Source organism: Streptomyces sp. ICC1 (assembly GCF_003287935.1).
GTDB lineage: Bacteria > Actinomycetota > Actinomycetes > Streptomycetales > Streptomycetaceae > Streptomyces > Streptomyces tritrimontium.
Genome location: NZ_CP030287.1, coordinates 8,376,531 through 8,399,246, shown reverse-complemented (window position 1 = coordinate 8,399,246; position 22,716 = coordinate 8,376,531). Strand labels below are relative to the sequence as shown.

At 71.9% G+C, this 22,716-nt stretch carries 15 protein-coding genes, 1 tRNA gene and 2 pseudogenes; 11 read left to right on the top strand and 7 right to left on the bottom strand.

The features are described 5' to 3' along the window. From DRB96_RS39360 to DRB96_RS39350, 3 genes are all read right to left on the bottom strand, one after another. On the bottom strand, positions 1-1,122 hold the full coding sequence (locus DRB96_RS39360) for a TIGR03364 family FAD-dependent oxidoreductase (RefSeq protein WP_112452695.1): 1,122 nt from the start codon (positions 1,120-1,122) through the stop codon (positions 1-3). Positions 1,123-1,269: 147 nt separating this feature from the next. Next, complete coding sequence (locus DRB96_RS39355; protein ID WP_112452694.1) at positions 1,270-2,055, bottom strand: GntR family transcriptional regulator; 786 nt, start codon at positions 2,053-2,055, stop codon at positions 1,270-1,272. A 39-nt stretch (positions 2,056-2,094) separates the two neighbouring features. Beyond that, positions 2,095-2,862 (bottom strand): hypothetical protein, encoded by a 768-nt coding sequence (locus DRB96_RS39350; RefSeq protein ID WP_112452693.1) that lies wholly within the window; start codon positions 2,860-2,862, stop codon positions 2,095-2,097. A gap of 162 nt (positions 2,863-3,024) precedes the next feature. On the opposite strand from DRB96_RS39350, the gene DRB96_RS39345 reads away from it, so the two are divergent. Beyond that, entirely contained in the window at positions 3,025-3,309 is a 285-nt protein-coding gene (locus DRB96_RS39345) for a BTAD domain-containing putative transcriptional regulator (protein WP_275432095.1), read from the top strand. Positions 3,310-3,615: 306 nt separating this feature from the next. After that, positions 3,616-4,300: pseudogene (locus DRB96_RS45525) on the top strand (site-specific integrase); the annotation flags it as partial. 264 nt (positions 4,301-4,564) lie between these two features. Here DRB96_RS45525 and DRB96_RS43460 read toward each other — a convergent pair. Continuing rightward, positions 4,565-4,642 (bottom strand) — tRNA-OTHER (locus DRB96_RS43460). A 176-nt stretch (positions 4,643-4,818) separates the two neighbouring features. On the opposite strand from DRB96_RS43460, the gene DRB96_RS39335 reads away from it, so the two are divergent. Further along, the gene (locus DRB96_RS39335; protein WP_112454324.1) at positions 4,819-5,712 is read left to right on the top strand and encodes a DUF5655 domain-containing protein; all 894 of its coding nucleotides are present in this window, start codon (positions 4,819-4,821) and stop codon (positions 5,710-5,712) included. A gap of 755 nt (positions 5,713-6,467) precedes the next feature. Here DRB96_RS39335 and DRB96_RS39330 read toward each other — a convergent pair. Beyond that, a complete protein-coding gene (locus DRB96_RS39330; protein ID WP_112452691.1) occupies positions 6,468-7,850 on the bottom strand; it encodes a DUF317 domain-containing protein in 1,383 nt (460 codons plus the stop codon). 231 nt (positions 7,851-8,081) lie between these two features. Between DRB96_RS39330 and DRB96_RS39325 the strand changes: the two genes are divergently transcribed. The 4 genes from DRB96_RS39325 to DRB96_RS39315 are packed head-to-tail and all read left to right on the top strand — an operon-like array spanning position 8,082 to position 16,559. Then, positions 8,082-12,920, top strand: coding sequence for a hypothetical protein (locus DRB96_RS39325; protein ID WP_112452690.1), 4,839 nt, complete (start codon positions 8,082-8,084; stop codon positions 12,918-12,920). A gap of 29 nt (positions 12,921-12,949) precedes the next feature. Further along, positions 12,950-13,096, top strand: coding sequence for a hypothetical protein (locus DRB96_RS43455; protein ID WP_162689038.1), 147 nt, complete (start codon positions 12,950-12,952; stop codon positions 13,094-13,096). Between the two features lie 39 nt (positions 13,097-13,135). Further along, entirely contained in the window at positions 13,136-13,927 is a 792-nt protein-coding gene (locus DRB96_RS39320; protein WP_112452689.1) for an SDR family oxidoreductase, read from the top strand. A gap of 40 nt (positions 13,928-13,967) precedes the next feature. After that, a complete protein-coding gene (locus DRB96_RS39315) occupies positions 13,968-16,559 on the top strand; it encodes a bifunctional FO biosynthesis protein CofGH (protein ID WP_112452688.1) in 2,592 nt (863 codons plus the stop codon). Between the two features lie 77 nt (positions 16,560-16,636). On the opposite strand, the gene DRB96_RS39310 is transcribed toward DRB96_RS39315, so the two are convergent. Next, a complete protein-coding gene (locus DRB96_RS39310; protein WP_112452687.1) occupies positions 16,637-17,722 on the bottom strand; it encodes a tyrosine-protein phosphatase in 1,086 nt (361 codons plus the stop codon). 174 nt (positions 17,723-17,896) lie between these two features. Then, positions 17,897-18,022: pseudogene (locus DRB96_RS45520) on the bottom strand (MFS transporter); the annotation flags it as partial. A gap of 32 nt (positions 18,023-18,054) precedes the next feature. Between DRB96_RS45520 and DRB96_RS39305 the strand changes: the two are divergent. The 4 genes from DRB96_RS39305 to DRB96_RS39290 all read left to right on the top strand — a co-directional run. After that, a complete protein-coding gene (locus DRB96_RS39305) occupies positions 18,055-19,026 on the top strand; it encodes a LysR family transcriptional regulator (RefSeq protein WP_112452686.1) in 972 nt (323 codons plus the stop codon). A 113-nt stretch (positions 19,027-19,139) separates the two neighbouring features. Continuing rightward, positions 19,140-20,510: a nitrate/nitrite transporter gene (locus DRB96_RS39300; protein WP_112452685.1), complete on the top strand. Its 1,371-nt coding sequence runs from the start codon at positions 19,140-19,142 to the stop codon at positions 20,508-20,510. Positions 20,511-20,702: 192 nt separating this feature from the next. Then, the gene (locus tag DRB96_RS39295) at positions 20,703-21,851 is read left to right on the top strand and encodes a uroporphyrinogen-III synthase (RefSeq protein ID WP_112452684.1); all 1,149 of its coding nucleotides are present in this window, start codon (positions 20,703-20,705) and stop codon (positions 21,849-21,851) included. A 299-nt stretch (positions 21,852-22,150) separates the two neighbouring features. After that, positions 22,151-22,716 (top strand): GNAT family protein (locus DRB96_RS39290; RefSeq protein WP_162689139.1); only part of this gene is annotated, 566 nt, incomplete at its 3' end.

The window sequence follows — 22,716 nt, the reverse complement described above, 5'->3', positions numbered from 1 at the left end:
TTACCAGCCCAGTTCGTTCGCGGTGGTCTCGGCTATGGCGGGCGAGCAGGTCATGCCCCGGCCGCCGGGTCCGGTCACCAGCCAGACGCCGTCGGCCACCTGCTGGCGGTGGACGACGCGGGTGGTGTCGGTGCACTGCGCGTACACACCCGCCCAGCGGTGCCTGATCTTCGGCAGCGGGCGGCCCAGGAAGGACTCGACCACCTCGGTGAGGTGCTCGTAGGGGTCTTCGAGGGTGTCGAACGCGAAGGGGTGCTCGTATTCGTGGGTGTCGCCGATGGTCAGGCCGCCGTCGCGGCGCTGGACCATCAGGAGCTGCATCTTGTGCGCGGCGGCGACCGGCGCCTGGGCCTGCTCGGCGTTGAGCTCGTCGAGGGCCGCCGATTTGTAGGCGGGGTAGTAGCGGAAGCTGTCGGCGTCGGCGACCGAGGTGGTCAGCGCCTCGCCGAGGGGTGCGGTCTGCATCATCTGGAGCCGGACGCGGCGCACGGGCAGTTCGGGCGCCAGCTCGCGGACGAGGCCGGACAGCCAGGCGCCGGTGGCCAGGACGACGGCGTCGCCCCGGTGGACGGCGCCGTGGTCGTCGCGGACGGCGCCGGCGCCGACGACCTCGCGCACCTCGCGGCCGGGGAGGAAGGTGTAGCGGCCGCTCGCCCGCAGGGCCTCGCGCAGGTGGAGCTGGGCGGTGCGCGGTTCGACGGCGGCGTCGCGTTCGCACCACAGCGCTGCCTCGAAGGCGCCGCGCAGCGCGGGGTTGAGCTCCCGGGCCTCGGCCGCGGTGACCAGCTTGTAGCCGCGGTCGGCGGCGTCGGGGCGGGCGACGGCCGCCTCGGCGACGGCGTACTCGCGGGCGCCCCGGACCGGGGTGAGGGAGCCGATGGCGCGGAAGCCCAGGCCGGGCACCCGTCCGCCGATCCCCTCCCAGAGCTCGCGGGCCCGCAGGGCGGTGTCGAGTTCCTCGCCCCCGGCCCGTCCGCTGACCCAGATCTGGCCGAAATTGCGCAATGAAGCGCCCCGGGCCTCCGCCTCTCGCTCGATCTGGACGACCTCGTGGCCGCGTTCGACTGCTTGCCAGGCGTGCATGGTGCCGACCACGCCGCCTCCGACGACTATGACTCTCACGTGCTCCACGGTGGCGGCGGCCCGTGACCCGGGAGGATCGCGCGGGCGACGCCCCGGTGAACAGCCCTCGACGCTTGGACTAGACCCGTTACCGTTCCGTGATGTCAGTACGCCCCTTTTCCCACCTCCCAGGTGGTTCGTGCGGGACTATTCGGGCCGCAGGCGGGTCGTGAAGCTGAACCGGTCACCACGGTAGAGCGAACGCACCCGCTCCAGCGGCCGGCCCTCCCGGTCCCGCGAGAAGCGGTGGATGAGCAGCATCGGGAGCGCGGGCGGGGTGCCGATCAGCAGGGCCTCGCGGGGGGTGGCCAGCACCGTCTCCAGCTTCTCGTCTGCGTCGCCGAAGGAGATGCCGAGGCTGTCGTGGAGGTATCCGTAGAAGGAGGAGTCCGGCTGGAAATCGACGTCGAGGCGGGGCGCGCGGGCGACCTGGATGTACGTGCTCTCCAGTCCGACCCGCTCGTCGTCGGCGAGCAGCACCCGCTCCAGGTGCCAGACCGGCTCCCCGGGCTCGGCGCCGATGCCCGGGGCCACGTCGGCCGGGCAGGGGAACCGCTCCAGGCCGATCAGGTTGCGCCCGGGAGTGCGGCCCTGGCGGCGTACGCCCTCGGTGTAACTGGCCAGCGACAGCGGCTGTTCGAGCTTGGGCCCGGCGACGACGGTGCCGCGGCCCGAGCGGCGCAGCCGGCCTTCGAGCAGCAGCTCGCGCAGGGCCTGGCGGACGGTCTCGCGGGAGACCTCGTACTGCTCGGCGAGGTCGCGCTCGGTGGGCAGCGGGCCGCCCTCGCCGAGCTCGTCGAGCAGCCCGGCGATGCGGGCCTTGACGGCGTAGTACTTGGGGATGCGGCCGTGCTCCGGGATGCCCGAACGGACGGGCTGGCCGGGCTGGTGGCGGTGCGGGTACCCGGTCGGGTACGGGGTCGGTTCTTCCACGCTCGGACTCTACGTGGGCCGGGTGTACGGGCCTGCGCGCTACAGGGGCGAGGTGCGCAGGCGGCGGGCTCCGAACAGGAGGCCGGCGCCGCCCACGAGGGCGGCGCCGGCGCCGGCCCCGTACACCCAGGCCGGCCGGCCGGGACCGCCGGTACCGGCGAGCGCCCCGGCTTCCCCGGTCTCGCCCGCGCCGGGTCCCTCGATGTCGAAGCGGTAGCCGCCGGCCTCGCCGACCCAGTCGCCGTCGTCGCCCTTGCGCTGGACGAGGGCGGCGTCGGCCACGGCTTCGCCGAGCGGGGTTCCGGGGGCGAAGGCGAGCCGGACGGTGACGGTCACGGACCCGCCGGGGCCGACGGTGAAGCCGGAGAAGGCGTCGCCGCCGTCGAAGACGGCGATGATCTCGTCCCGGTCGGTGTGCTCCAGGCTGACGGGGAAGCCGCCGCCGGGCGCGCCCGGGGCGTCGAACTCCATCCGGAAGTGGGCGGGTCGCAGGGTGCGGGCCTTGTCGGTGAAGACGACGACGGGGTGGATGGCCGTGCACTGGGAGGCGGTGGTGTTGGTGAGGTCGAGGTACCAGGTCTGCGGTGCGCCGCCGGTCCGGTAGACGGCCGGGCCGCCGCGGATGCGCGCGCCGATGGGGAACTGCGTGCTCTTCCCGTCGCCGCAGCTGGCCTCGACGCGGGAGGGCAGCGCGGGTGCGGGGCGGGCCCCGCCGCCGGTGCCGATGTCCGCGGCCGCGGTGGGGGCGGCAGCGGCGGTGACGGCGACGAGGACGGCGGAGAGGGCAAGGGCTTTGCGCAGTCGCATGGCAGACCTTCGCTACTCGCCGGCGGACAGGACGATAGTCGGACGAGGCGACAATCACCCCGGCCCTGCCCGCACCCTCCCACGCGCCCGCGACCCCTTGTCCAGCACCACGCCCGACCCCTCCCGCCGAGAAGAGGAGCGCGTCGGACGCGTCAGATGCTTATAAGCGACGGGCGCGGTCGGCTGCGCGTGCTGGTGATGCTCGCCCTCAACCGCAGCGGGCGCCAGGCCGACGCCCTCGCCGTCTACCTCCGTCTGGCCGCCCGCCTCACCCACGAGACTGGCAACCATGCCTACGAACAGCTCGTCAGCCTGCTCCTGAGCGTCCGCGACTGTCACCACCGGCTCGGTACGCCGGACGACTTCACCACGTACGTCACCGACCTGCGCGCCGCCCAGAAGCGGAAGCGGAACCTGATGCGCCTGATGGAGGAGCATGGCTTGTGAGCCAGGATGGCGTGGCCGGACACCCGGGCGCCCGGTGTGCACCTCACAGATCAGGCTGCGCTCGAGCCCGACGGAGGACCGTCGCCCGTCGGCAGGCGGGGTACGAGGTGCTCCAGGAAGGGGCGCCGGGCCGAGGGCGGTGGTTGCCGCGCAGTCCCGCCGGGGACGCGCGGCGGGGGACGGGATGGACGTCAGGATGCTGGCTGTCGAGACTGGGTCCTCGTTGGTCCAGGCCGCCAAGGAAGCCGCCGCTGATCGATCGCGACTGCCGGGACGCAGCGGCGCAGGCGCATCACCGGGACCGTCCAGCAGGTCGATCCCCGGGTGGTCGTCAATCCCGTGCAGGCCCGGAACCTGCTCTGTGCGGTCTCCTACGTCGGTGGTTACGGGCGGGCGCGGGGGCGGAGGCTGGTCGGCCTCTTCGCCGGGATGTACTACGGGGGTTGCGGCCGGCCGAAGCCGTGGCGGTTACGTTGCCGGACTGCGAAGTGCCGACGGAGGGGTGGGGCAGCGTGGTCCTTCATGCCACCCGCCCCTCCGTCGGCAAGAAGTGGACCGACAGCGGACGGAATCACGACCTGCGCGGTCTGAAGAGTCGCCCGCCAGGTGGCACGCGCACGGTGCCACTCCCGCACGAACTCGTCAGCCTGTGGCGGGAGAGCGTCGATACCTTCGGCACCGCGGACCACGGTCGGCTGTTCTTCAACGAGAAGGGCGGCATCGTGGGATCCACCACCTACGACCGTGCTTGGTACGAGGCCCGCGAACTCGTGCTTTCGCCGGGCCTGGTGGCATCCCCCTCGCCCGCCCCTACGACCTGTGGCACTCGGCCCTGTCCACCTGGCTGAACGCCGGCGTCGATTCCACCGAAGTCGCCGAACGGGCTGGGAACAGCGTGGAGGTCCTCATGACCCGGTATGCGAAGTGCCTTTATGGGCACCAGGCCCTCGCGAACAAACGCATCGACGCGCTTCTGGACGAGTACAACTGAGGGGCCGTCATGATTCTCATGGAGAATCAAGCGGTCCGCGTAGACCTTGCGTCCCACGCATATCCCGTGCGAGCCGGTTTCACGCGGTCGGGCACGCCCGATCTCGTACACGTGTCGAGGCAAAAGTGCAGGTCAGAGACGTGTGAGGGTCAAGGTGATAGAAAGTGCAACGGTCACACAGGCCGTGTGTCTTTTGGCATGAACAAGAAAGCCTCTGACTTGCATTTCTGCAGGTCAGAGGCTTCTTCAGCACTTCTTGCGAAGTGCCCCCGGCAGGATTCGAACCTGCGCACACGGCTCCGGAGGCCGTTGGCTGCCCAGACGTTTTCGCAGGTCAGAGGCTTATCTGACCATCCGTCAAGCCTGCGGTCCCATGCATGTCCCACGAAGCAGAAATGACCCAAATGACTGTTTCGCTTCGATGGTACCGTCCCGCGTGGCCCGTGTCCGCACTCTGGAAATATTCTCACCTGGTCCCGACGTTCCACCCCGGCAACAGCAAGATCGGTACGGGGGAGGTGTCGGGCCTGAAACTGTTCAACACGAAAAGCGGCGTGACTGAGGTCACGCCGCGTCTGGCCGAGGTCGAGGCCGATGTGCAGGACCTTGTCGAGGCGCACATGCAGACGATGCTCGGCGTCCGGTTCCTGGCGAGCGAGTACAGAACCGGACCGGTTCACGCCGGCCGCATCGACTCGCTCGGCATCGACGAGAACGGCGCACCGGTGATCGTCGAGTACAAGCGCGGAACCGACGCAGGAGTCATAAACCAGGGTCTCTTCTACATGGCCTGGCTGCTTGACCACCGGGATACGTTCCGGCACCTGGTCCGTGACCGGCTCGGGGCCCACGCCGCGGCCCAGGTGCTCTGGAGCGCACCGAGGCTGATCTGCGTGGCCGGCGACTTCACCCGCTACGACATCCACGCCGTCCGCGAACACCGGCACGCCATCGACCTGGTCCGCTACCGGTACTTCGGCAGCGAGCACGTCGGCCTTGAGACGGTGGCCTCCTTCGCCGGCCGCGCCGTGGCGCCGAAGGCTGGCAGCCGAACCCGGGGCACGGCGAAGGCGCAGCGGACCGCGACGGAGGCCGGGGCCATGGCGGAGCTGGCCGCAGCGGTCGACGAGGCACTGCTCGGGCTCGGCGAGGACCTCACCAAGGTCTCGAACCAGACCTACACGGCCTACCGGCGAATGCAGAACTACGCCTGCCTGGTCCCGCCGAAGAAGGCCAAGCTGCTGGTCTACCTGAAGGCCGACCCGGCGACGGTCGACCTCGTGCCCGGCTTCGCGCGTGACGTGACGGGGCTTGGCCATCACGGCACTGGTGACCTGGAGCTGACGCTCCAGTCCGAGCGGGACCTGGAGCGCGCGGCCGACTACTTCCGGCAGAGCTACGCGCTGGCGTGATGGGCCTGTGCCCAGAGATGGACTGCAGGTGCCGGACGGCTCCGGTTGGGGCTGAGCGACTGGGTTCGTGACGTTGCCTCTCGACGGATCAGGTGTGGGTGGCGGTGGATTTTCAATGATCCGGCGATTCCCCGGTTTGGCTGACCGGGGATCTGCTGCTATGTTCCGCCGCGCCTGGACAGCGAGGGCCGGTGCGCCCGTCACCTGGTGGGTCAGGTCCCAAGGCGGGCTTTGCCCGGGAGCTACTGTTCGTATCCTGCCGTGGACGGGTTTTTGCCACACTGGAGTTGTGACCGAGCCTGAGACGACACCGGAGCCAGATGCCGCATCCAGGCGGCGCTCATGGTGGACGGCCCCTGAGAACAGTCCGTTGCTCGCCGAGCCGTCGTTGTTCCTCACGGTGGAGGCGTCCTACCAGAGTGTCGTCTTGCGGATCCCGTGGAGTGAACCGTCGGCTCGCTGAACTCGACGGTGGGGCTGTAAAGCGCAGCACGCGTGGGGGCGTCGTACTGGCACGGCTTGTGCCGCGCCACGCCGCTGCCGATGCAGTGCTGTTTGCGAGCCGGTTCCTCGGGCGAGTCCAAGAGGCGGCGCCCTACTGCAGTTGTCCCGGGTATGCGGTGAGACCCCGTCGAGGGGGGGATTCGACGGGGTCTCACTCAGACAGTAGCTCTATGACCCGCCGCATCGGGTGTGAAGGCGCGCCTCTGCGTGTTGGCCATCCAGACCGCACTCTCCGCGGGGTGTTCGCCGGTTCAGCGTCTGGGCGCACGCCGATGCGTGGCGGCCGGGGGTGAGGCTGCAACCGGCTTCTGGGCGAGATGGCCGGTGGGGCTGGCGGCGTGGAGTGGGGCTGGCTGGTGGCTGTAGCCGTGAGCCAGTTCGAAGGCGACGTCCTGGATGAGGGCCGCAGGGGCGTGCGTGGAGAGGTGGATGGCCCATGAGGGGTTGTCGGCCGTGTTGCCGCCCCAGATCGTCCAGGCCGGCAGGACGTCTCCTTGCTTGACGAGGGTGTCGAAGCGCAGGCCTGCCCGTTCGGCCGTGGGTGCCGTCCACTCGATTAGCCGGGATCCGACCTTCAAGGGCCAGCCCGTGTCTTCCAGGGGGCGGGAGGCATGGGCGAGGTCTTCCTCCTTTACCGGGGCGCCGGGTCCCTGACCCCAGGAGTCTTCGGTGCTGAGGCTGTTGAGGAGGGCGCGCATGATCTCGACGGGGGTGGCCGGGGTGGCGGTGGCGTGCCAGAGGCGTTCGCCGACGGGTGACTCGTAGGCGGCGATCGTCCAGGCGCTGTCGCCGTGCGTGGCCTCGTGGAGGAACTCGACGCGCAGGGTGAGGGACTCGTGGCTGGCGATGGTGGTCTCGTCGTGTGGCCGCCATTTCTCCCATTCTCCGTTGGTGGCGAAGAAGTCCGTCAGGAGGGCTTCGTGGTCGCCGGGACCGTTGGCGTACACGGGCACCAGTTGGGACGTCTCCTCGGCCGCGGGGCTCGATGGCGCAGCCGGCGGGGTGGGGGAGGACGGAGCCGCGCCCAGGACGGCCAAGGTGTCACGCTCGATGTCGGTGAGTGGGGCCGGTCCGGGGCGGACCGCGACGGTGTGGCGGCGGTGGAAGTCGGCTACGGCCTCGGCTTCGGAGGAGTAGTCCGTCTCCTCTGTGCGGAGATGGTCCTCACCGTGGAGGTGCACGCTCTTGCCCCCGACGTAGGTGCCGACCGCGACGGTGGTCCAGCCGTCATGAGCATGAAGATGGATGATGAGGCGGCCGGCGAGTATGTCGTCGTGAATCCGCTGGGCCTCCCCGGTGTGCTCGCGGATCTCCTCGGGGCTGAGCCACTGCCAGTGCGTCGGGGCGTTGCCGTAGGTCCATTCGGTTTCGATCTCCTCTTGGAGCGCGGCGCTGACCTCCACGATCGCACCGCCCTCCCGGAGGGCTGAGGCGGCCTTGTCGGCATGGTGGGGTTCATCGTGGTCGATTCGGGCCAGCGCCATCGTCGTGTCGCCGGTCGGCCGGAAGCCGTACTCGGCGAGCACGGCGCGGGCGAGGTAGCGCTCGGGGGCGGTGATGGTGGCGACTACGGCGCTGCTGTGGTCGGGGTGGAGGGCCAGGCGGAGATCGACGTCGTCTGTGCGGCGGGGCATGCGGCTCGATTCTCGGGTCCGGCCGGCGGGTGGCTGGCCGGACCCGGGTGGGGTGGGTTTATCGGGAAGGCCGCGGGGAGGCGGCTGGGGCACCCGAGACACCCAACGGCCGGTCCGTCGGCGGCGTCAGAGGCGAATAAGAGCCAGCCGCCGCCCCCGAAGACGGGCGACGTCCCGAAGCCGAACACGAACAAGGACCTGCCGCCCCCGCCGCAGTCCTTCGGCAAGGACATGACGGACATCTTCCGCAACCGGCTGCCGGGCACCGCGGGCCCGAACCCGGAGAAGGCGGCACGCAACTTCATCAAGGACGTCGGGGACGCCTTCGAACGGCGCTTCGGTGGCGCGGAGGCCCGGGAGGCCGGCCGGCAGTGGGCGTCGACCCTGCTCATGGCGACCGGGCGCAAGGAGCTGCCCGACGCACTGGGCGACGCGCTGAAGCCGATCTCCAAGCACCTCGACGACGGGGCGATGAAGGCCCTCACCCAGGGCACGGCGGACGCGATGGGCCAGAGCGTCCTGCAGTCGATGAGGGGCGGGGCCGTGCGCGGCCTGTTCGAAGGTGCCCACGCGGCGGTCTCGGAGGGCACGTACAACCTGATCTTCTCGGACGAGCACACCTTCAAGACGTCCGGGCTGACCTTCGGCTCCGGCATCGTCGAGGGCCGCTTGGGGCACCTGCTGGAGACCGGCGGCGAAAAGCTGGGGATGGGATTGCGCGGCTCCCTCGGAATGGACACCCCGGACTTCGGCCACGGCGGGGGCAGTGGGAGCGGCGGGTCGTCGGGGCTCACCGACGACATGCCCGACCTCGCGCTGGACGAGTTCTTCGCGGAGCCGGACACCGGCGGCCTCACCGGCGACATGCCCGACCTCGGCCTGAACCGGCTCTTCGCCGAGACGGACGACGACCTCGAATACCTGGACGTCGACGAGGACCCGGACTACCTCGCGGGCGAGGGCGGCCCGTCCGGGGCCGGCCGGGACACTCCGCAGGGCGCCCCGATTCCGGTCGCCACCACCTCGGCGCCGGCCCCGGGGGCTGGCCAGGGGGCCGGCCAGGGCGCGCCCGGCGGCTCCGCCGCGACCGCGGCGAACACACCGGCTACGGCGAACAACCCGGCCGGCGCGAACGGTCCGGCCAACTCGACCTCCCCGAACGCCACCGGGCAGAAGGCCGCGGGCGACCCGGCGTCCCCCACGGTCTCCGCCACCGACGGCGACACCGCTCCCGCGAGTCAGCCTGCCGGTCTCGTCACCGAGAGCGGAGCCCGGCCGGACGAGGACGGCTCCCCGGCGAACGAGGACGGCGACGCGGCGAACCGACCGGCGACGGACGGGAACACGGACGGCCCCCGCCCCTCCACCGAAAGCGGCACGCAGGCCTGGGAATCCACCGCCCTCGACGACGACGGCACGACCGTGCCGGAGCGCGTCGAACAGAACGGTTCCGCCGCCGCGCATGAAAACACCCCGGGCACCCCTGTCACCACCACGTCCACACCCACACCCACACCCACGTCGATGTCCACGTCCACTGTCGATGCCGCCCAGCCCCAGGGAAGGCTCGCCGCCGACCCGGGGACCGTGGCCTGGGACACCAGCCGGTCCCCCCGGCGCCCGGACGCGGAGACCGAGACCGACACCGGCCCCGTGTCGGAGCAGGAGGGTCCCGCGCCCTCACCCACCACCCCGGTCCCGCCGCCCGCGCTCGGGCCCGCCGAGGATCTGATGTTCCTCACCCAGCCCCACTACGCCTCCGGGGACCAATTCGGCATCGCGGCCGCCCTCATCGCCGACAAGAACCTCTTGGTCATCCTGACGTACGAAGACCCCACGGACAGCGGGAAGGCCGAAGGCATCCGCGCGTTCTACAAGGCCTCCGGAATTCCGGAGAACCGCATCCACGTCGTCATGACGTCCGAGCGGCTGAAGGTCATAGACGTAGAGGCCGAAAAGGGTCCGGTCCGGATCAAGCTCACCAAGAAGAACCAGCTCGGTGTCGGAGACGCCACGAAGCGCGTCGGCCAGGATTTCAGCACCGATCTCCGCACAAAGCTCCGCAAGGGCTGGAACGTCGGTCCCGACGCGGAGCGGGACGCCGCCCTCACCACCTGGCTGGACCGCAAGGGCGTCACCCTGCAGGACGGCGACAAGGTCGCCGTCCTGTGGTCACGCTTCAGCGGCAAGAAGCGTGAAGTGCACATCGAGCACGACACCAGCTACCTCGGCATCGCCCAGATGATCGCCGGGCTCGGCGACATGAAAGCCGTCCTCATCGTCGGCGACTCCGGCCACACCCCGGCAGGCAAGGCCAAATACCAAGCCATAGCCGACTACTTCAACACCGGCGCCCTCCCCGGCGTCAAGGGCGGCACCCGACCCGAAGGCTTCACCGCACAGGTCGCGGACCTCACCGAATTCTGGAAGGACCAGTCCGTCCACACCTGGAACGGGCACACCCGCACCGGCCAGTTCCAACTCTTCGACCACCTCGCCCGCAACGCCACCACCCGCCACCTCGGCTTCCGCAGCGGCAACCTCGAAGCCATGGCCCTCATGGGTTTCGACGTCCGCTACCTCGAAGAACCCAACAGCGAAATGGGCGGCGCCCGGATGGCCGTCTGGCATGCGGACCCGACGGTCACCGCCAGGTCCGCTGACGGCACGAACCGTACGACCGACGGTGGCCTGGCCCCCGGCTACGAGCGCCTCATCGTCACCCACTCCCCCACCCGCTCCGGACAACACCAAAAGGACCTCCCCCTCGACATCCGCAAGGACGCCCAGAAGCACGCCGACTGGCACCGCGACGACAAACTCGCCAAACACCTCGCCCTCACCGAAACCAACGACGAAGCCGCGCTCTCCCGGCCCAAGGGCTTCACCGACGAAGACCTCGCCAACATCGACGCCTACCTCCGCCACGGCGACCCCGGCGCCGGCCTCCGCCCCGAGTTGAGAGCGCGAGTCGCGGACATAGCGTCCGATGCCGCGGCGCAGGCGAAGAGGATCGACGACCTCACGAAGGAGATCGCGGCCACCGACAAGGCCATCCAGAAGGCGCGGGGCAACACGAACGGGACTCCGGGAACCTCGCAGAGCACGCCACCTGCCGCCACAACCTCCACCTCGACCACGGCCACACCCACGGCCGAAGCCACAGCCACAGCCACGGCCGAAGCCACAGCCACGACCACGGCCTCGGCCTCGGTCGCGAGGATCGTGGCGCAGCACGAGCGCAAGAGGACGGCGTTCCAGCAGAGCCTCACCCAGAGCCAGGAAAGACTGCTGCAACGCCAGACCGAGTTCGCCGAACTCTTCTCGTCCGAGGCGGGCCACGAACGCCTGTCCGTCCTGCGCGCCCGCAACATCCACGCCCAGTCCGCGACCCACCTCCTCAACGAACCGGAGCAGCAGCAGCCGAACCCGGCGGACACCGCCGAAACCCCGGAGTCCCGTCTCGCCCCGGCAGACGCACCCGACTGGACGACCAGCCAGGCGCCGGGGTCCCGGCCGCAGCGCGGCGGCTCCCGGGGCGACGGTGCCCACCGCGGTCAGGACTCCGGCCGGGGCGGGAACGCGAGCGGCCGAGGGAGCGGTCGAGGAGGAGCCGCGAGCAACCGCGGCGGCGCCGCGCACCCGGTCACCGTGAGCAGCGGCACCGGCACGCCCGCCCGCGGCGGCGGACCGCAGCCGGGGCGCGGAGGCCAGCCCCCACGCGGCGGTGGCGGCAACAGGGGTACGGGCGGTACGAACCCCACCCGGGGCAGCTCCACGACCTCGTCCCGCGGCGGCAACCCCTCGGTCCGCGGCAGCGGCAGCCCCTCGGTCCGCGGCGGCCGCGCGCCCCGCCCGGCCGCGCCCGCCCCGGTCCCGGCCCCCGACGTGACCACGATCGCGTACGGCAACGACCTCTTCGCCACTCTCATCAACCAACAAGGGCAGGGGCAGGGACAAGGACAGGGCCAAGGGCAGGGCACTCTGTCGGCCTCGGAATACCACGCCCGCGTTCTCCGGAGCGTCACCGGGGCACACCCCACGTCCTACGTCGTCAACGCGATCGTCGGCCACCGGACGATGGCGGAGCCGGGCAGGCTCCAGGAGTTCGTCGACTCCGTCCTCGACGGCCTGTCACCCGCCATGCGCGAGCGGGTCGCGATCGTCGTCGGCGTCAACCATCAGGTGCGCGAAGGCGACGCCGCCGCCGCCCGGTTGCTCGACGACGCGATCGCCGAGGGTACGGCCGGGGTCAACTCCCCGGTGCCGCTCGCCGTGGTCGCCACGCCCCTCCACCCCGCGTCGAGCTTCGCCTACGGCACCGCCCGGAACGCCGCGCTGACGAGCACGGCCACGCGACGGGCGCTGCACGGACTCCTCGACCGCGACACCCACCCGTACGTGTCGTTCATGGACTTCGACGCCTACCCGCACACCACCTCCTCCGGGCGACACGTCTTCGATCACTTCGAGGCGCGGCTCGGCTTCGGGCGGGCGGTGACGGGCTCCGAGAGCCAGGGTCTCCTGCCGCCCCTGCGGCCCCTGCTCATGTCCGGCGGCTACCGGATCCCGCCCACCGGCGACCACGCCGGGCGCTCCCGGCTGGCCGCGGAAACGCTCGGCCGGTGGCAGGAGAGCAACGACGCGGCCAAGGACCCCAAGGCCCGGAAGGAGTCCGATCTGGGTCCGGCGCCCACCGATGTCAGGGCACGGATCGAGGACTTCGACCAGGAGATCCGGCACGACATGCGGGCTCGGGGCAGGATGGCCGCCCTGGCACCTTTCATGCCCTACTCCCCCGAGCCGAACCTCTTCGTCGACGGGCCGGCGACCCTGGTCAGGGCCGAGGAGGGCGAGTTCGACCTGGTCCGGTTCGGCCCCGGAGGGGCGGAGTTCAACGGTCTGGCGAACAGCATCATGCGCCTGGCCGCTTCGGAGATCCGGACGAACGACACGTCCGCCGGACCGGACGTCTCCCTCCCCGCTCCCCCCGCGGACCCGAACGCGGCCGTCACGAACCCGGCCGCTCCGGCGGCAGACCGCACCGCGCCACCCCCGACCACCTGCTGAACTTCCGCACCAAGTACCCGCAGGCCACCGTGGTCAAGCTGGTGCGCGACTACCGCTCCACCCCGCAGGTCGTGCACCTCGCCAACGGCCTGCTGAACCAGGCAAGGGGGCGCGCGGCCGAGCACCGCCTCGAACTGGCCCCCCAGCCCGAGCCCGCCCCCCACCCCGTAGCCTGACGACCCGTCAGATTTGTTGTGCCGTCAGGAGGCCGCACCATGTCGCAGCTGCTGCTGCAAGGGAAGACCGTCATCGTCTCCGGCGTGGGGGCCGGGCTCGGGCATCAGGTGGCCGCCACCGTGGTCCGCGACGGCGGCAACGCCGTGCTCGGCGCGCGGACCGAGGCCAACCTCGCGAAGTCCGCCGCCGAGATCGACCCCGACGGCACGCACACCGCGTACCTGCCGACCGACATCTCCGACGAGCGCCAGTGCGAAGCCCTCGCCGCCCTCGCCCAGGAGCGGTTCGGCGGGGTCGACGCCGTCGTGCACGTCGCCGCCTGGGACTCGTACTTCGGCGGCCTCCAGGACGCCGACTTCGGCACCTGGCAGCAGATCCTCGACGTGAACCTGCTCGGCACCCTGCGCATGACCCGCGCCTGCCTGCCCGCCCTGAAGGCAGCCGGCGGATCCGTCGTGATCATCGGCACACAGTCCGCCATCGCCTCCCCCAACGAGGTGCAGCAGGCCGCCTACGCGGCCTCCAAGGGCGCGCTGACCTCCGCCATGTACTCCATGGCCCGCGAGCTCGGCCCCCACCGCATCCGCGTGAACACCGTGCTCCCCGGCTGGATGTGGGGCCCCCCGGTCCAGGCCTTCGTCACCTTCACCGCGCACACCGAAGGCGTCCCCGAAGCCGAGGTCCACGCGCGGCTCACCGACCGGATGGCGCTGCCGGACCTGGCCACCGACGGGGACGTCGCCGACGCCGCCGCCTTCCTCGCCTCCGACCGGGCGCGAGCGATAACCGGCCAGTCGCTGCTGGTCAACGCCGGTGAGCTGATGCGATGAGCCCCTCCACCGCCGCGCGAGCGGATCGTATGCTCGGCCCATGACCACTCCGAGTGACGCTCCGACCGACAACTCGATGCGCCGCGCGCTCCGGCGCGCCCGCGACGGCGTCGCGCTCGACGCGACCGAGGCGGCCGTACTCCTGCAGGCGCGCGGCGAGGCCCTGAAGGACCTCGCCGCCTCCGCCGCCCGCGTACGGGACTCCGGGCTCGAAGCCGCCGGCCGGCCCGGCGTCATCACGTACTCGCGCAAGGTCTTCATCCCCCTCACCCGCCTGTGCCGTGACAAGTGCCACTACTGCACCTTCGTCACCGTCCCGGGCAAGCTCCGCCGCGACGGGCACGGAATGTACCTGTCCCCCGACGAGGTCCTCGACATCGCCCGCCAGGGCGCTGCCATGGGCTGCAAGGAAGCCCTCTTCACGCTCGGCGACCGGCCCGAGGACCGCTGGCCCGAGGCCCGCGAGTGGCTCGACGCGCACGGCTACGACGACACCCTGGCCTACGTGCGCGCCATGGCCATCCGCGTCCTGGAGGAGACGGGCCTCCTCCCGCACCTCAACCCCGGCGTCCTGTCCTGGTCCGAGCTGCAGCGGCTCAAGCCCGTCGCCCCCTCGATGGGCATGATGCTGGAGACCACGGCCACCCGGCTGTGGTCCGAGCCCGGCGGCCCGCACCACGGTTCCCCCGACAAGGAGCCGGCCGTCCGGCTGCGCGTCCTGGAGGACGCGGGCCGCTCCAACGTGCCCTTCACCACCGGGGTGCTGATCGGGATCGGCGAGTCGTACGACGAGCGCGCCGAAGCCTTCTTCGAGCTCCGCCGGATCCAGCGCAGCTACCACGGCATCCAGGAAGTCATCGTCCAGAACTTCCGCGCCAAGCCGGACACGGCCATGCGCGGCATGCCGGACGCCGAGCTGGAGGAGCTGGCGGCCGCCATCGCGGTGGCCCGCCACATCCTCGGCCCCTCGGCCCGGATCCAGGCTCCGCCGAACCTCGTCGACTCCGAGTACGCGCTGCTCATCGGCGCCGGCATCGACGACTGGGGCGGGGTCTCCCCGCTGACCCCCGACCACGTCAACCCCGAGCGCCCCTGGCCGCACATCGAGGAGCTGGCCGAGCGGACGGCTGCCGCCGGGTTCGAGCTGCGCGAACGCCTGACCATCTATCCGGAGTTCCTGCAGCGCGGCGAGCCCTGGCTGGACCCCCGGCTGCTGCCGCACGTGCGCGCGCTGGCCGATCCGCAGACGGGTCTGGCGGACGAGTCGGCGCGCGTGGAGGGCCGCCCGTGGCAGGAGCCGGACGAGGGCTTCACGGCGTACGGGCGCACCGATCTGCACGCCACCATCGACACGCAGGGCCGGACCGGCGACCGCCGCGACGACTTCGACGACGTGTACGGGGACTGGGACGCCCTGCGCGAGGCCGCGGCGCCCGGCATGGTCGCGGAGCGCATCGACACGGACGTGCGGGCGGCGCTGGCCCAGGCCGCCGACGATCCGACGAGGCTCACCGACGAGCAGGCGCTCGCGCTGCTGCACGCGGACGGCCCGGCGCTGGACGCGCTCTGCGGGATCGCCGATGACCTGCGCAAGTCGGTGGTCGGCGACGAGGTGACGTACATCGTCACGCGGAACATCAACTTCACCAACGTCTGCTACACCGGCTGCCGTTTCTGCGCCTTCGCGCAGCGCCGCACCGACGCCGACGCGTACACCCTCTCCCTGGACCAGGTCGCGGACCGCGCGGCCCAGGCGTGGGACGTGGGCGCGGTCGAGGTGTGCATGCAGGGCGGCATCCACCCGGACCTGCCGGGGACGGCCTACTTCGACATCGCGCGGGCGGTGAAGGAGCGGGTGCCCGGCATGCACGTGCACGCCTTCTCCCCGATGGAGGTGGTCAACGGCGCGACGCGTACGGGGATGTCGGTGCGGGACTGGCTGACGGCGGCCAAGGAGGCGGGGCTCGACTCGATCCCGGGCACGGCGGCGGAGATCCTGGACGACGAGGTCCGCTGGGTGCTGACCAAGGGCAAGCTGCCGACGGCGGACTGGATCGACGTGATCAGCACCGCCCACGAGCTGGGCATCCGCTCGTCCTCGACGATGATGTACGGGCACGTGGACCAGCCCCGGCACTGGCTCGGCCACTTCCGCACGCTGGCCCGCGTGCAGCGGGCCGCCCTGGACAAGGGTGTGGAGGGCTTCACGGAGTTCGTGACGCTGCCGTTCATCCACACGAACGCCCCGGTGTACCTGGCGGGCATCGCCCGGCCCGGCCCGACGGTGCGCGACAACCGGGCGGTGACGGCGATGGCGCGGATCCTGCTGCATCCGTACATCCCCAACATCCAGACGAGCTGGGTGAAGCTGGGCTCGGAGGGCGCGGCGGAGATGCTGCGGTCGGGCGCCAACGACCTGGGCGGGACGCTGATGGAGGAGACCATCTCCCGGATGGCGGGGTCGGGTTACGGCTCGTACAAGTCGGTGCGGGACCTGATCGCGGTCGCGGAGTCGGCGGGCCGGCCCGCGAAGGCCCGTACGACCCTCTACGGGGAGGTGCCGCGGGAGCGCCAGGACGCTGCGCGCGCCTCGGACGGGCACCTGCCGGAGCTGCTGCCGGTCCTGGACTGAGGCGGCGCCGCGCACGCGCGGGCCCGGCCGGGGGTGTTTGCGTCCCGGTCGGGCCCGCGCGCGTCCTGCGGGGCGGGTCAGCCCACCAGGAGGTCCTTCTTCAGCTGCTTGAGCTCGCGGGCGTCGATGCCGAGGCCGCTCTTGAGGTAGTTGTCGAAGGTGCCGTACGTGGCCTTGACCTCGGCGTAGCCGGCGTTGAGGTACTCCGGGCGGACGTCGAGCATCGGCTTGTAGACGGCGGCCTGGGCGGCCGGCAGGTGCGAGAGGACCGCGTCGTTGGCGGCCTTGCGGTAGTCGTTGCTGGCCAGGTAGTCGGCCATGACGGTCTCGCTCGGCACGCCGAGGGCGGTGAGCAGGGAGGCGTTCGCCCAGCCCGTGCGGTCCTTGCCCGCGGTGCAGTGGAAGAGGACGGCGCGGTCGCGGTCGCGCTCCATGCCTTCGAAGACCTGCGTGTAGGCCTTCTTGCCGCCTTCGCCGCTGACCATGGCCTTCTCGGCGTCGACCATGGCCTTGACGGCCTCTTCGGGCGACTTGGGCAGGGTCTGGAAGGACGGGGAGCCCGCGAAGACGTCGGCGACGACGTACGTGGCGCCCGCGGGGACCTTGTCGGCGTCCTTGGTGCGCTCGCTCTCCATGCGGAGGTCGAAGACGGTCTTGACGCGCAGCCGCTGGAGCTTGGCGAGGTCGTTGTCGGTCAGCTTGTTGAGGGCGTCGGAGCGGTAGATCTCGCCCATCTTGACCCACTGGCCGGTGGTGGTGCGGTAGCCGCCCGCGTCACGGAAGTTGGCGGTGCCCTCCAACGTGATGAGCCGGTCGGCCAGGCGCAGGCCCTCGCCGCGCTCGGGCTTGAAGTCGAACCACTGCCGGTCGGCGGCGGGCAGCCCCGAGACGACGGCCTGGCCCTGGGCGCCGCCCTTGGCGACGACCTTGCCGTTCGCCTTGATCTCGACGCGCTTGGTGCCCTTGGCGCTCCACTTCAGCGTGTACGAGCCGTCCGCGCCCGCGGTGACGGCGGCCTCGGTGAAGGGGATGGCGGAGCGGCCGTGGTGCTGGCCGGCCCAGGGGAAGTCCCACCCGGAGGCGGCGGTGGCGGCGGGGGCCGCGACCAGGGTGAGGGTGAGCGTGGAGGCGACGACGGTCGCGGCGAGCAGTGCCTTCTTCATGCCCCCGAGACTGTTGGCCTCCGGACAACGCCGTGTGAACACGGCATGGCCGGAATCGACCGGCGGGAAGGCGGGTGGCAAAACGTGCCATGCGCCTGGCCGGCGGTGGGACGGGACTGCCCCGGGCTCCGCCCCGGACCCGAACCCCTGGGGCTCCGCCCCCGGACCCCCTGGCTACGGCAGGGCGTACGGGGCGGTCGTGCCGAGGTGGTCGATCGCGGATCCGGCGGCCGCCGAGCCGACCGCGATGCCCGCGAAGATCGCGGTGACGGCCAGGGTCATCCCCTCGTTCAGCCGGCCCGGCCCGGCCCGGAACGGCTTAGGCTCCCCGGGTGACACCCCGAGACGTCGAACCCCGACTGCTGCGCTCCTTCCTGGCCGTGGCCGAGGAACTGCACTTCACCCGTGCCGCCGCCCGCCTCCACTTCGCCCAGCAGGCCCTGAGCCGCGATGTGCGCCGCCTCGAAGGGATCCTCGGCGCGGCCCTGTTCGCCCGCACCACCCGCGCCGTCGAGCTGACCTCCGACGGGGAGCGGCTGGTCCCCCTGGCCCGGAGCGTGCTGCGCGCCCACGAGGAGCTGGCCGCCGCCTTCGCCGGGGACGCCGCCGCCCGCCCGCTGCTCGTCGACCTCAACACCGACGGCCCCGGCACCGCCCGCACCGTCCTGGACCGGGCCCGCGAGCTCGCCCCCGACTGCGAGCTGATGGCCCGCTTCGAATCCGGGCTCACCCACGCCGCCGCCGAGATCGCCGCCGGCCGCCTCGACGTCTCCTTCGGGTACGCCGACGGCCTCGACCCGGCGCTGCGGGCCCGCCTCGCGCAGGCGCCCGTACGGTACGAGCCGCTCGCGGTGGTGCTGCCCGACGGGCACGCGCTGGCCGCGCGGGAATCCGTACCGCTGGCGGCGCTCGCCGGGGAGACCGTGTACGCCGGGGCCGGGAACCCGCGCACCCTGGAGTGGACCGGGCTGGCGCGCGAGCTGTTCGCCGGGCGGGGCATCGAGCCCGCGCCGCCCGCGCCGGTGGCGGTCGGCAAGGACGAGTTCCGCCGGGTCATGGCCAAGACCGGCAATCCGGTCCTGGCCACGGTCGACTTCGCCGATCTGCCCGGCTGCGTCAAACGCCCGCTGACCGGCCCGGTACCCCTGTCGCCGCTCGCGATGGTGTGGCGCAAGGGCCTCGCCCATCCCGGGCTCGACGCACTGCGCTCCGCCGCCGCCGCCCTCGCCGCCGAGCGCGGCTGGCTGGAAGTGCCCCCGGACAGCTGGCTGCCCGCGCTCACACCCGGCCCCGGCGGCGGGTGAGAGCAAGGTTTCCCGCCGGTCATCCGGCGGGGACCGGGGCCGAAACGAGCTGTTCCTACGGTCGTCACCACGGACGAGACGCGACGTGATCGCAGCAGCTGTGGAGGCGTGTGATGACCAGTACGACCGCACCGCGCAAGGGGGGCCGCTGGATCGAGCGGTGGGAACCCGAGGACGAGGCCTTCTGGAAGGAGACGGGGGAGAAGACCGCCCGCCGCAACCTGGTCTACTCCGTCCTCTCCGAGCACATCGGGTTCTCGATCTGGTCCCTGTGGTCGGTGATGGTGCTCTTCATGGGCCCGCAGTACGGGATCGACCCCGCCGGCAAGTTCTTCCTCATCGCCACCGCCACCTGCGTGGGCGCCCTCGTCCGCGTGCCCTACACCTTCGCCGTGGCCCGCTTCGGCGGCCGGAACTGGACGATCGTCAGCGCCCTGCTGCTGCTCGCGCCGACGGCGGCCGCCTGGCTGGTGATGGAGCCCGGGACCTCGTACGGCACGTTCCTGCTGGTGGCCGCGCTGACCGGGGTCGGCGGCGGCAACTTCGCCTCGTCCATGACGAACATCAACGCCTTCTTCCCGCTGCGCAAGAAGGGCTGGGCGCTCGGCCTCAACGCGGGCGGCGGCAACATCGGAGTCCCCGTCGTCCAGCTCGCCGCCCTGCTGGTCATCGGCACTGCCGGGGCCGGCCATCCGCGGCTGCTGCTCGGCGCCTACATCCCGCTGATCGTGATCGCCGCCGTGCTCGCCGCCCTGCGGATGGACAACCTGGCACCCGTGCGCAACGACACCGGCGCCGTGCGGGAGGCCGTCCGCGACGCCCACACCTGGATCATGGCGTTCCTCTACATCGGCACCTTCGGGTCGTTCATCGGCTACAGCTTCGCCTTCGGGCTGGTCCTGCAGACGCAGTTCGGCCGCACCCCGCTCCAGGCGGCCTCGCTCACCTTCATCGGACCGCTCCTCGGCTCCCTGATCCGGCCGGTCGGCGGGGCGCTGGCGGACCGCTTCGGCGGGGCGCGGATCACCCTGGCCACCTTCGTGGCGATGGCGGCGGCGACCGGAGTGGTGATCCTGGCCTCCGTACGGCACTCCCTGCCGGTGTTCCTCGTCGGCTTCGTGGCCCTGTTCGTCCTCAGCGGGCTCGGCAACGGCTCCACCTACAAGATGATCCCCGGCATCTTCCAGGCGAAGGCCCTGGCCCGCGGCATGGCCGGCGAGGAGGCGGCCGCGTACGGGCGGCGGCTGTCCGGCGCCTCCATGGGGATCATCGGGGCGGTCGGCGCGCTCGGCGGGCTCGGCATCAACCTGGTCTTCCGGTCGGCCTTCCTCAGCTCCGGTTCGGGCACGGCGGCCTTCGTGACCTTCCTCGGCTTCTACGCGGCGTGCGTCGCCGTCACCTGGGCGGTATACCTTCGCCGGCCCGCGCGGACGATCATCCCCACGGCGGGCGTGGAGGCGAAGCCGCAGCTCACCTCGGTGTAACGCCGCCAGAACACCGGTTAACGGCACCGAAATACGCGTGAACCGAGCCTGATACGCCCCCAGGGCAGGCTCGGTTCACGCGAAGGCGCTGCCGGATCCGATCCGGTGCGGACGCCGGACCCGATCCGGCGCCGAAGCCGGACGCGATCCGGCCCGGACGCCGGACCCGACCACTGCGCGAGGCAGGTCACCATGTACGACACCCCCACCGGGCCGGCCCCGGCCGCCGGGCCGCTCGCGGGCTTCACCATCGGGGTCACCGCCGCCCGGCGGGCCGACGACCTGATCGCCCTGCTGCGCCGCCGCGGGGCCAATGTGCTGCACGCGCCCGCCCTGCGGATCGTGCCGGTCGCCGACGACACCGAACTGCTCGCCGCGACCAAGGAGCTGATCGGCTGCGCGCCCGACGTGGTCGTGGCCACCACCGCCATCGGCTTCCGGGGCTGGATCGAGGCCGCCGACGGCTGGGGGCTCGGCGAGGAGCTCCTCGCCCGGCTGCGGGACACCGAACTGCTGGCGCGCGGGCCGAAGGTCAAGGGCGTGATCCGGGCCGCCGGGCTCGTCGAGAGCTGGTCCCCGGCCTCGGAATCGCTGGCCGAGGTACTGGACCGGCTGCTGACGGCCGGGGTGGCCGGCCGGCGCATCGCCCTCCAGCTGCACGGGGAGCCGCTGCCCGGGTTCGTCGAGGCCCTGCGCGCGGGGGGCGCCGAGGTGGTCGGCGTGCCGGTGTACCGGTGGATGGCGCCGGAGGACCTCGGACCGCTGGACCGGCTGATCGACGCGGTGGCCGCCGGCGGGGTCGACGCGGTGAGCTTCACCTCCGCGCCGGCCGCCGCCTCGCTGCTGTCACGGGCGGCCGAACGGGGCGTACGGGAACCCGTGCTGCAAGCGCTGACCGGCGGGTCGGTGCTGTCGGCGTGCGTGGGCCCGGTGACGGCCGTGCCGCTGCAGGCGGAGGGCATCGCCACGGTGCAGCCCGAGCGGTTCCGGCTGGGCCCGCTCGTGCAGCTGCTGTGCCGGGAGCTCCCGGGCCGGGCGCGGGTGCTCCCGGTGGCCGGACACCGGCTGGAGCTGCGCGGCCACGCCGTCCTGCTCGACAACGACCTGCGCCCGGTCCCGCCGGCCGGCATGGCCCTGCTGCGGGCGCTGGCCCGCCGCCCGGGCTGGGTGGTGGCCCGCGCCGAACTCCTGCGCGCCCTGCCCGGCGCGGGCCGCGACGAGCACGCGGTGGAAACGGCGATGGCCCGCCTGCGCGTCGCGCTGGGCGCGCCGAACCTGATCCAGACGGTGGTCAAGCGCGGCTACCGGCTGGCCCTGGACGCGGGCGGCTGCGAGGACTGAGGTGAGGGGGCTCGGATCAGCGGGGCACCCGGTGCACGTGGTGCTCCTGGACCTCCGGGAGCAGGCCTGACGCGGCGGCGAAGTCCTTGTCGCTGCGGGGGACAGGATCCGACATTGTCCTCGTCGATCTCGTGTGCCCATGCCTCGCTGAGGGGCCGGTCGCGGTGCAGCCGCCAGACGGCGGTCGAGTCGATCAGGTAGCGGAGCACGTCAGGCGCTGCCCCTCTCCGCCCCGTGCTGACGCCAGAAGCCCTCCTCCTTGCCCGGCACCCGGGTGGTCGATCCGTTAGCGTGCCCGGATGGTCATTGACGGGGTGGAGATGCGGGAGATCCGGGTGGCGGACGCCGCCGGGGTCGCCGAGGCGCTGGAGCGGAACCGGGCGTACATGGCCCCCTACGAGCCCTGGCGGGCCGGGGACTTCTACACCGAGGCCGTGCAGCGGGCGCGGATCGAGGAGCTGCTCGCGGACCGGGAGGCCGGGCGGGCGCGGCCGTTCGTGCTCGTCGCCGCCGGGGAATCCGGCGGGGGCCTCGGGGCGGTCGTCGGGGCGATCAACCTCGTCTCCGTCGTGCGCGGAGCGCTGTGCAGCGGTGCCATCGGCTACTGGGTGGACCAGGGCTGGGCCGGCAAGGGCCTGGCCACCGCCGCGCTGCACGAGCTCTGCCGGATCGCCCGCGACGAGATGGGACTGCACCGGGTCTCGGCGGGCACGCGGGTCGGCAACCTGGCCTCGCAGCGGGTGCTGGCGAAGGCGGGCTTCGAGCAGTACGGGCTCGCGCCCCGCTACCTGCACGTCGGCGGGGACTGGCAGGACCACCGCCTCTTCCAGCGGCTGCTGCACGACCTGTTCTCTTATACACATCT

What these genes read in the sequence shown, in the direction of transcription:
- DRB96_RS39300 (WP_112452685.1), top strand. Translation starts at nt 19,140, where the DNA reads ATGACCAGTACGACCGCACCGCGCAAGGGGGGCCGCTGGATCGAGCGG.
- DRB96_RS39320 (WP_112452689.1), top strand. Translation starts at nt 13,136, where the DNA reads ATGTCGCAGCTGCTGCTGCAAGGGAAGACCGTCATCGTCTCCGGCGTG.
- DRB96_RS39325 (WP_112452690.1), top strand. Translation starts at nt 8,082, where the DNA reads ATGACGGACATCTTCCGCAACCGGCTGCCGGGCACCGCGGGCCCGAAC.
- DRB96_RS39315 (WP_112452688.1), top strand. Translation starts at nt 13,968, where the DNA reads ATGACCACTCCGAGTGACGCTCCGACCGACAACTCGATGCGCCGCGCG.
- DRB96_RS39330 (WP_112452691.1), bottom strand. Translation starts at nt 7,850, where the DNA reads ATGCCCCGCCGCACAGACGACGTCGATCTCCGCCTGGCCCTCCACCCC.
- DRB96_RS39310 (WP_112452687.1), bottom strand. Translation starts at nt 17,722, where the DNA reads ATGAAGAAGGCACTGCTCGCCGCGACCGTCGTCGCCTCCACGCTCACC.
- DRB96_RS39295 (WP_112452684.1), top strand. Translation starts at nt 20,703, where the DNA reads ATGTACGACACCCCCACCGGGCCGGCCCCGGCCGCCGGGCCGCTCGCG.
- DRB96_RS39350 (WP_112452693.1), bottom strand. Translation starts at nt 2,862, where the DNA reads ATGCGACTGCGCAAAGCCCTTGCCCTCTCCGCCGTCCTCGTCGCCGTC.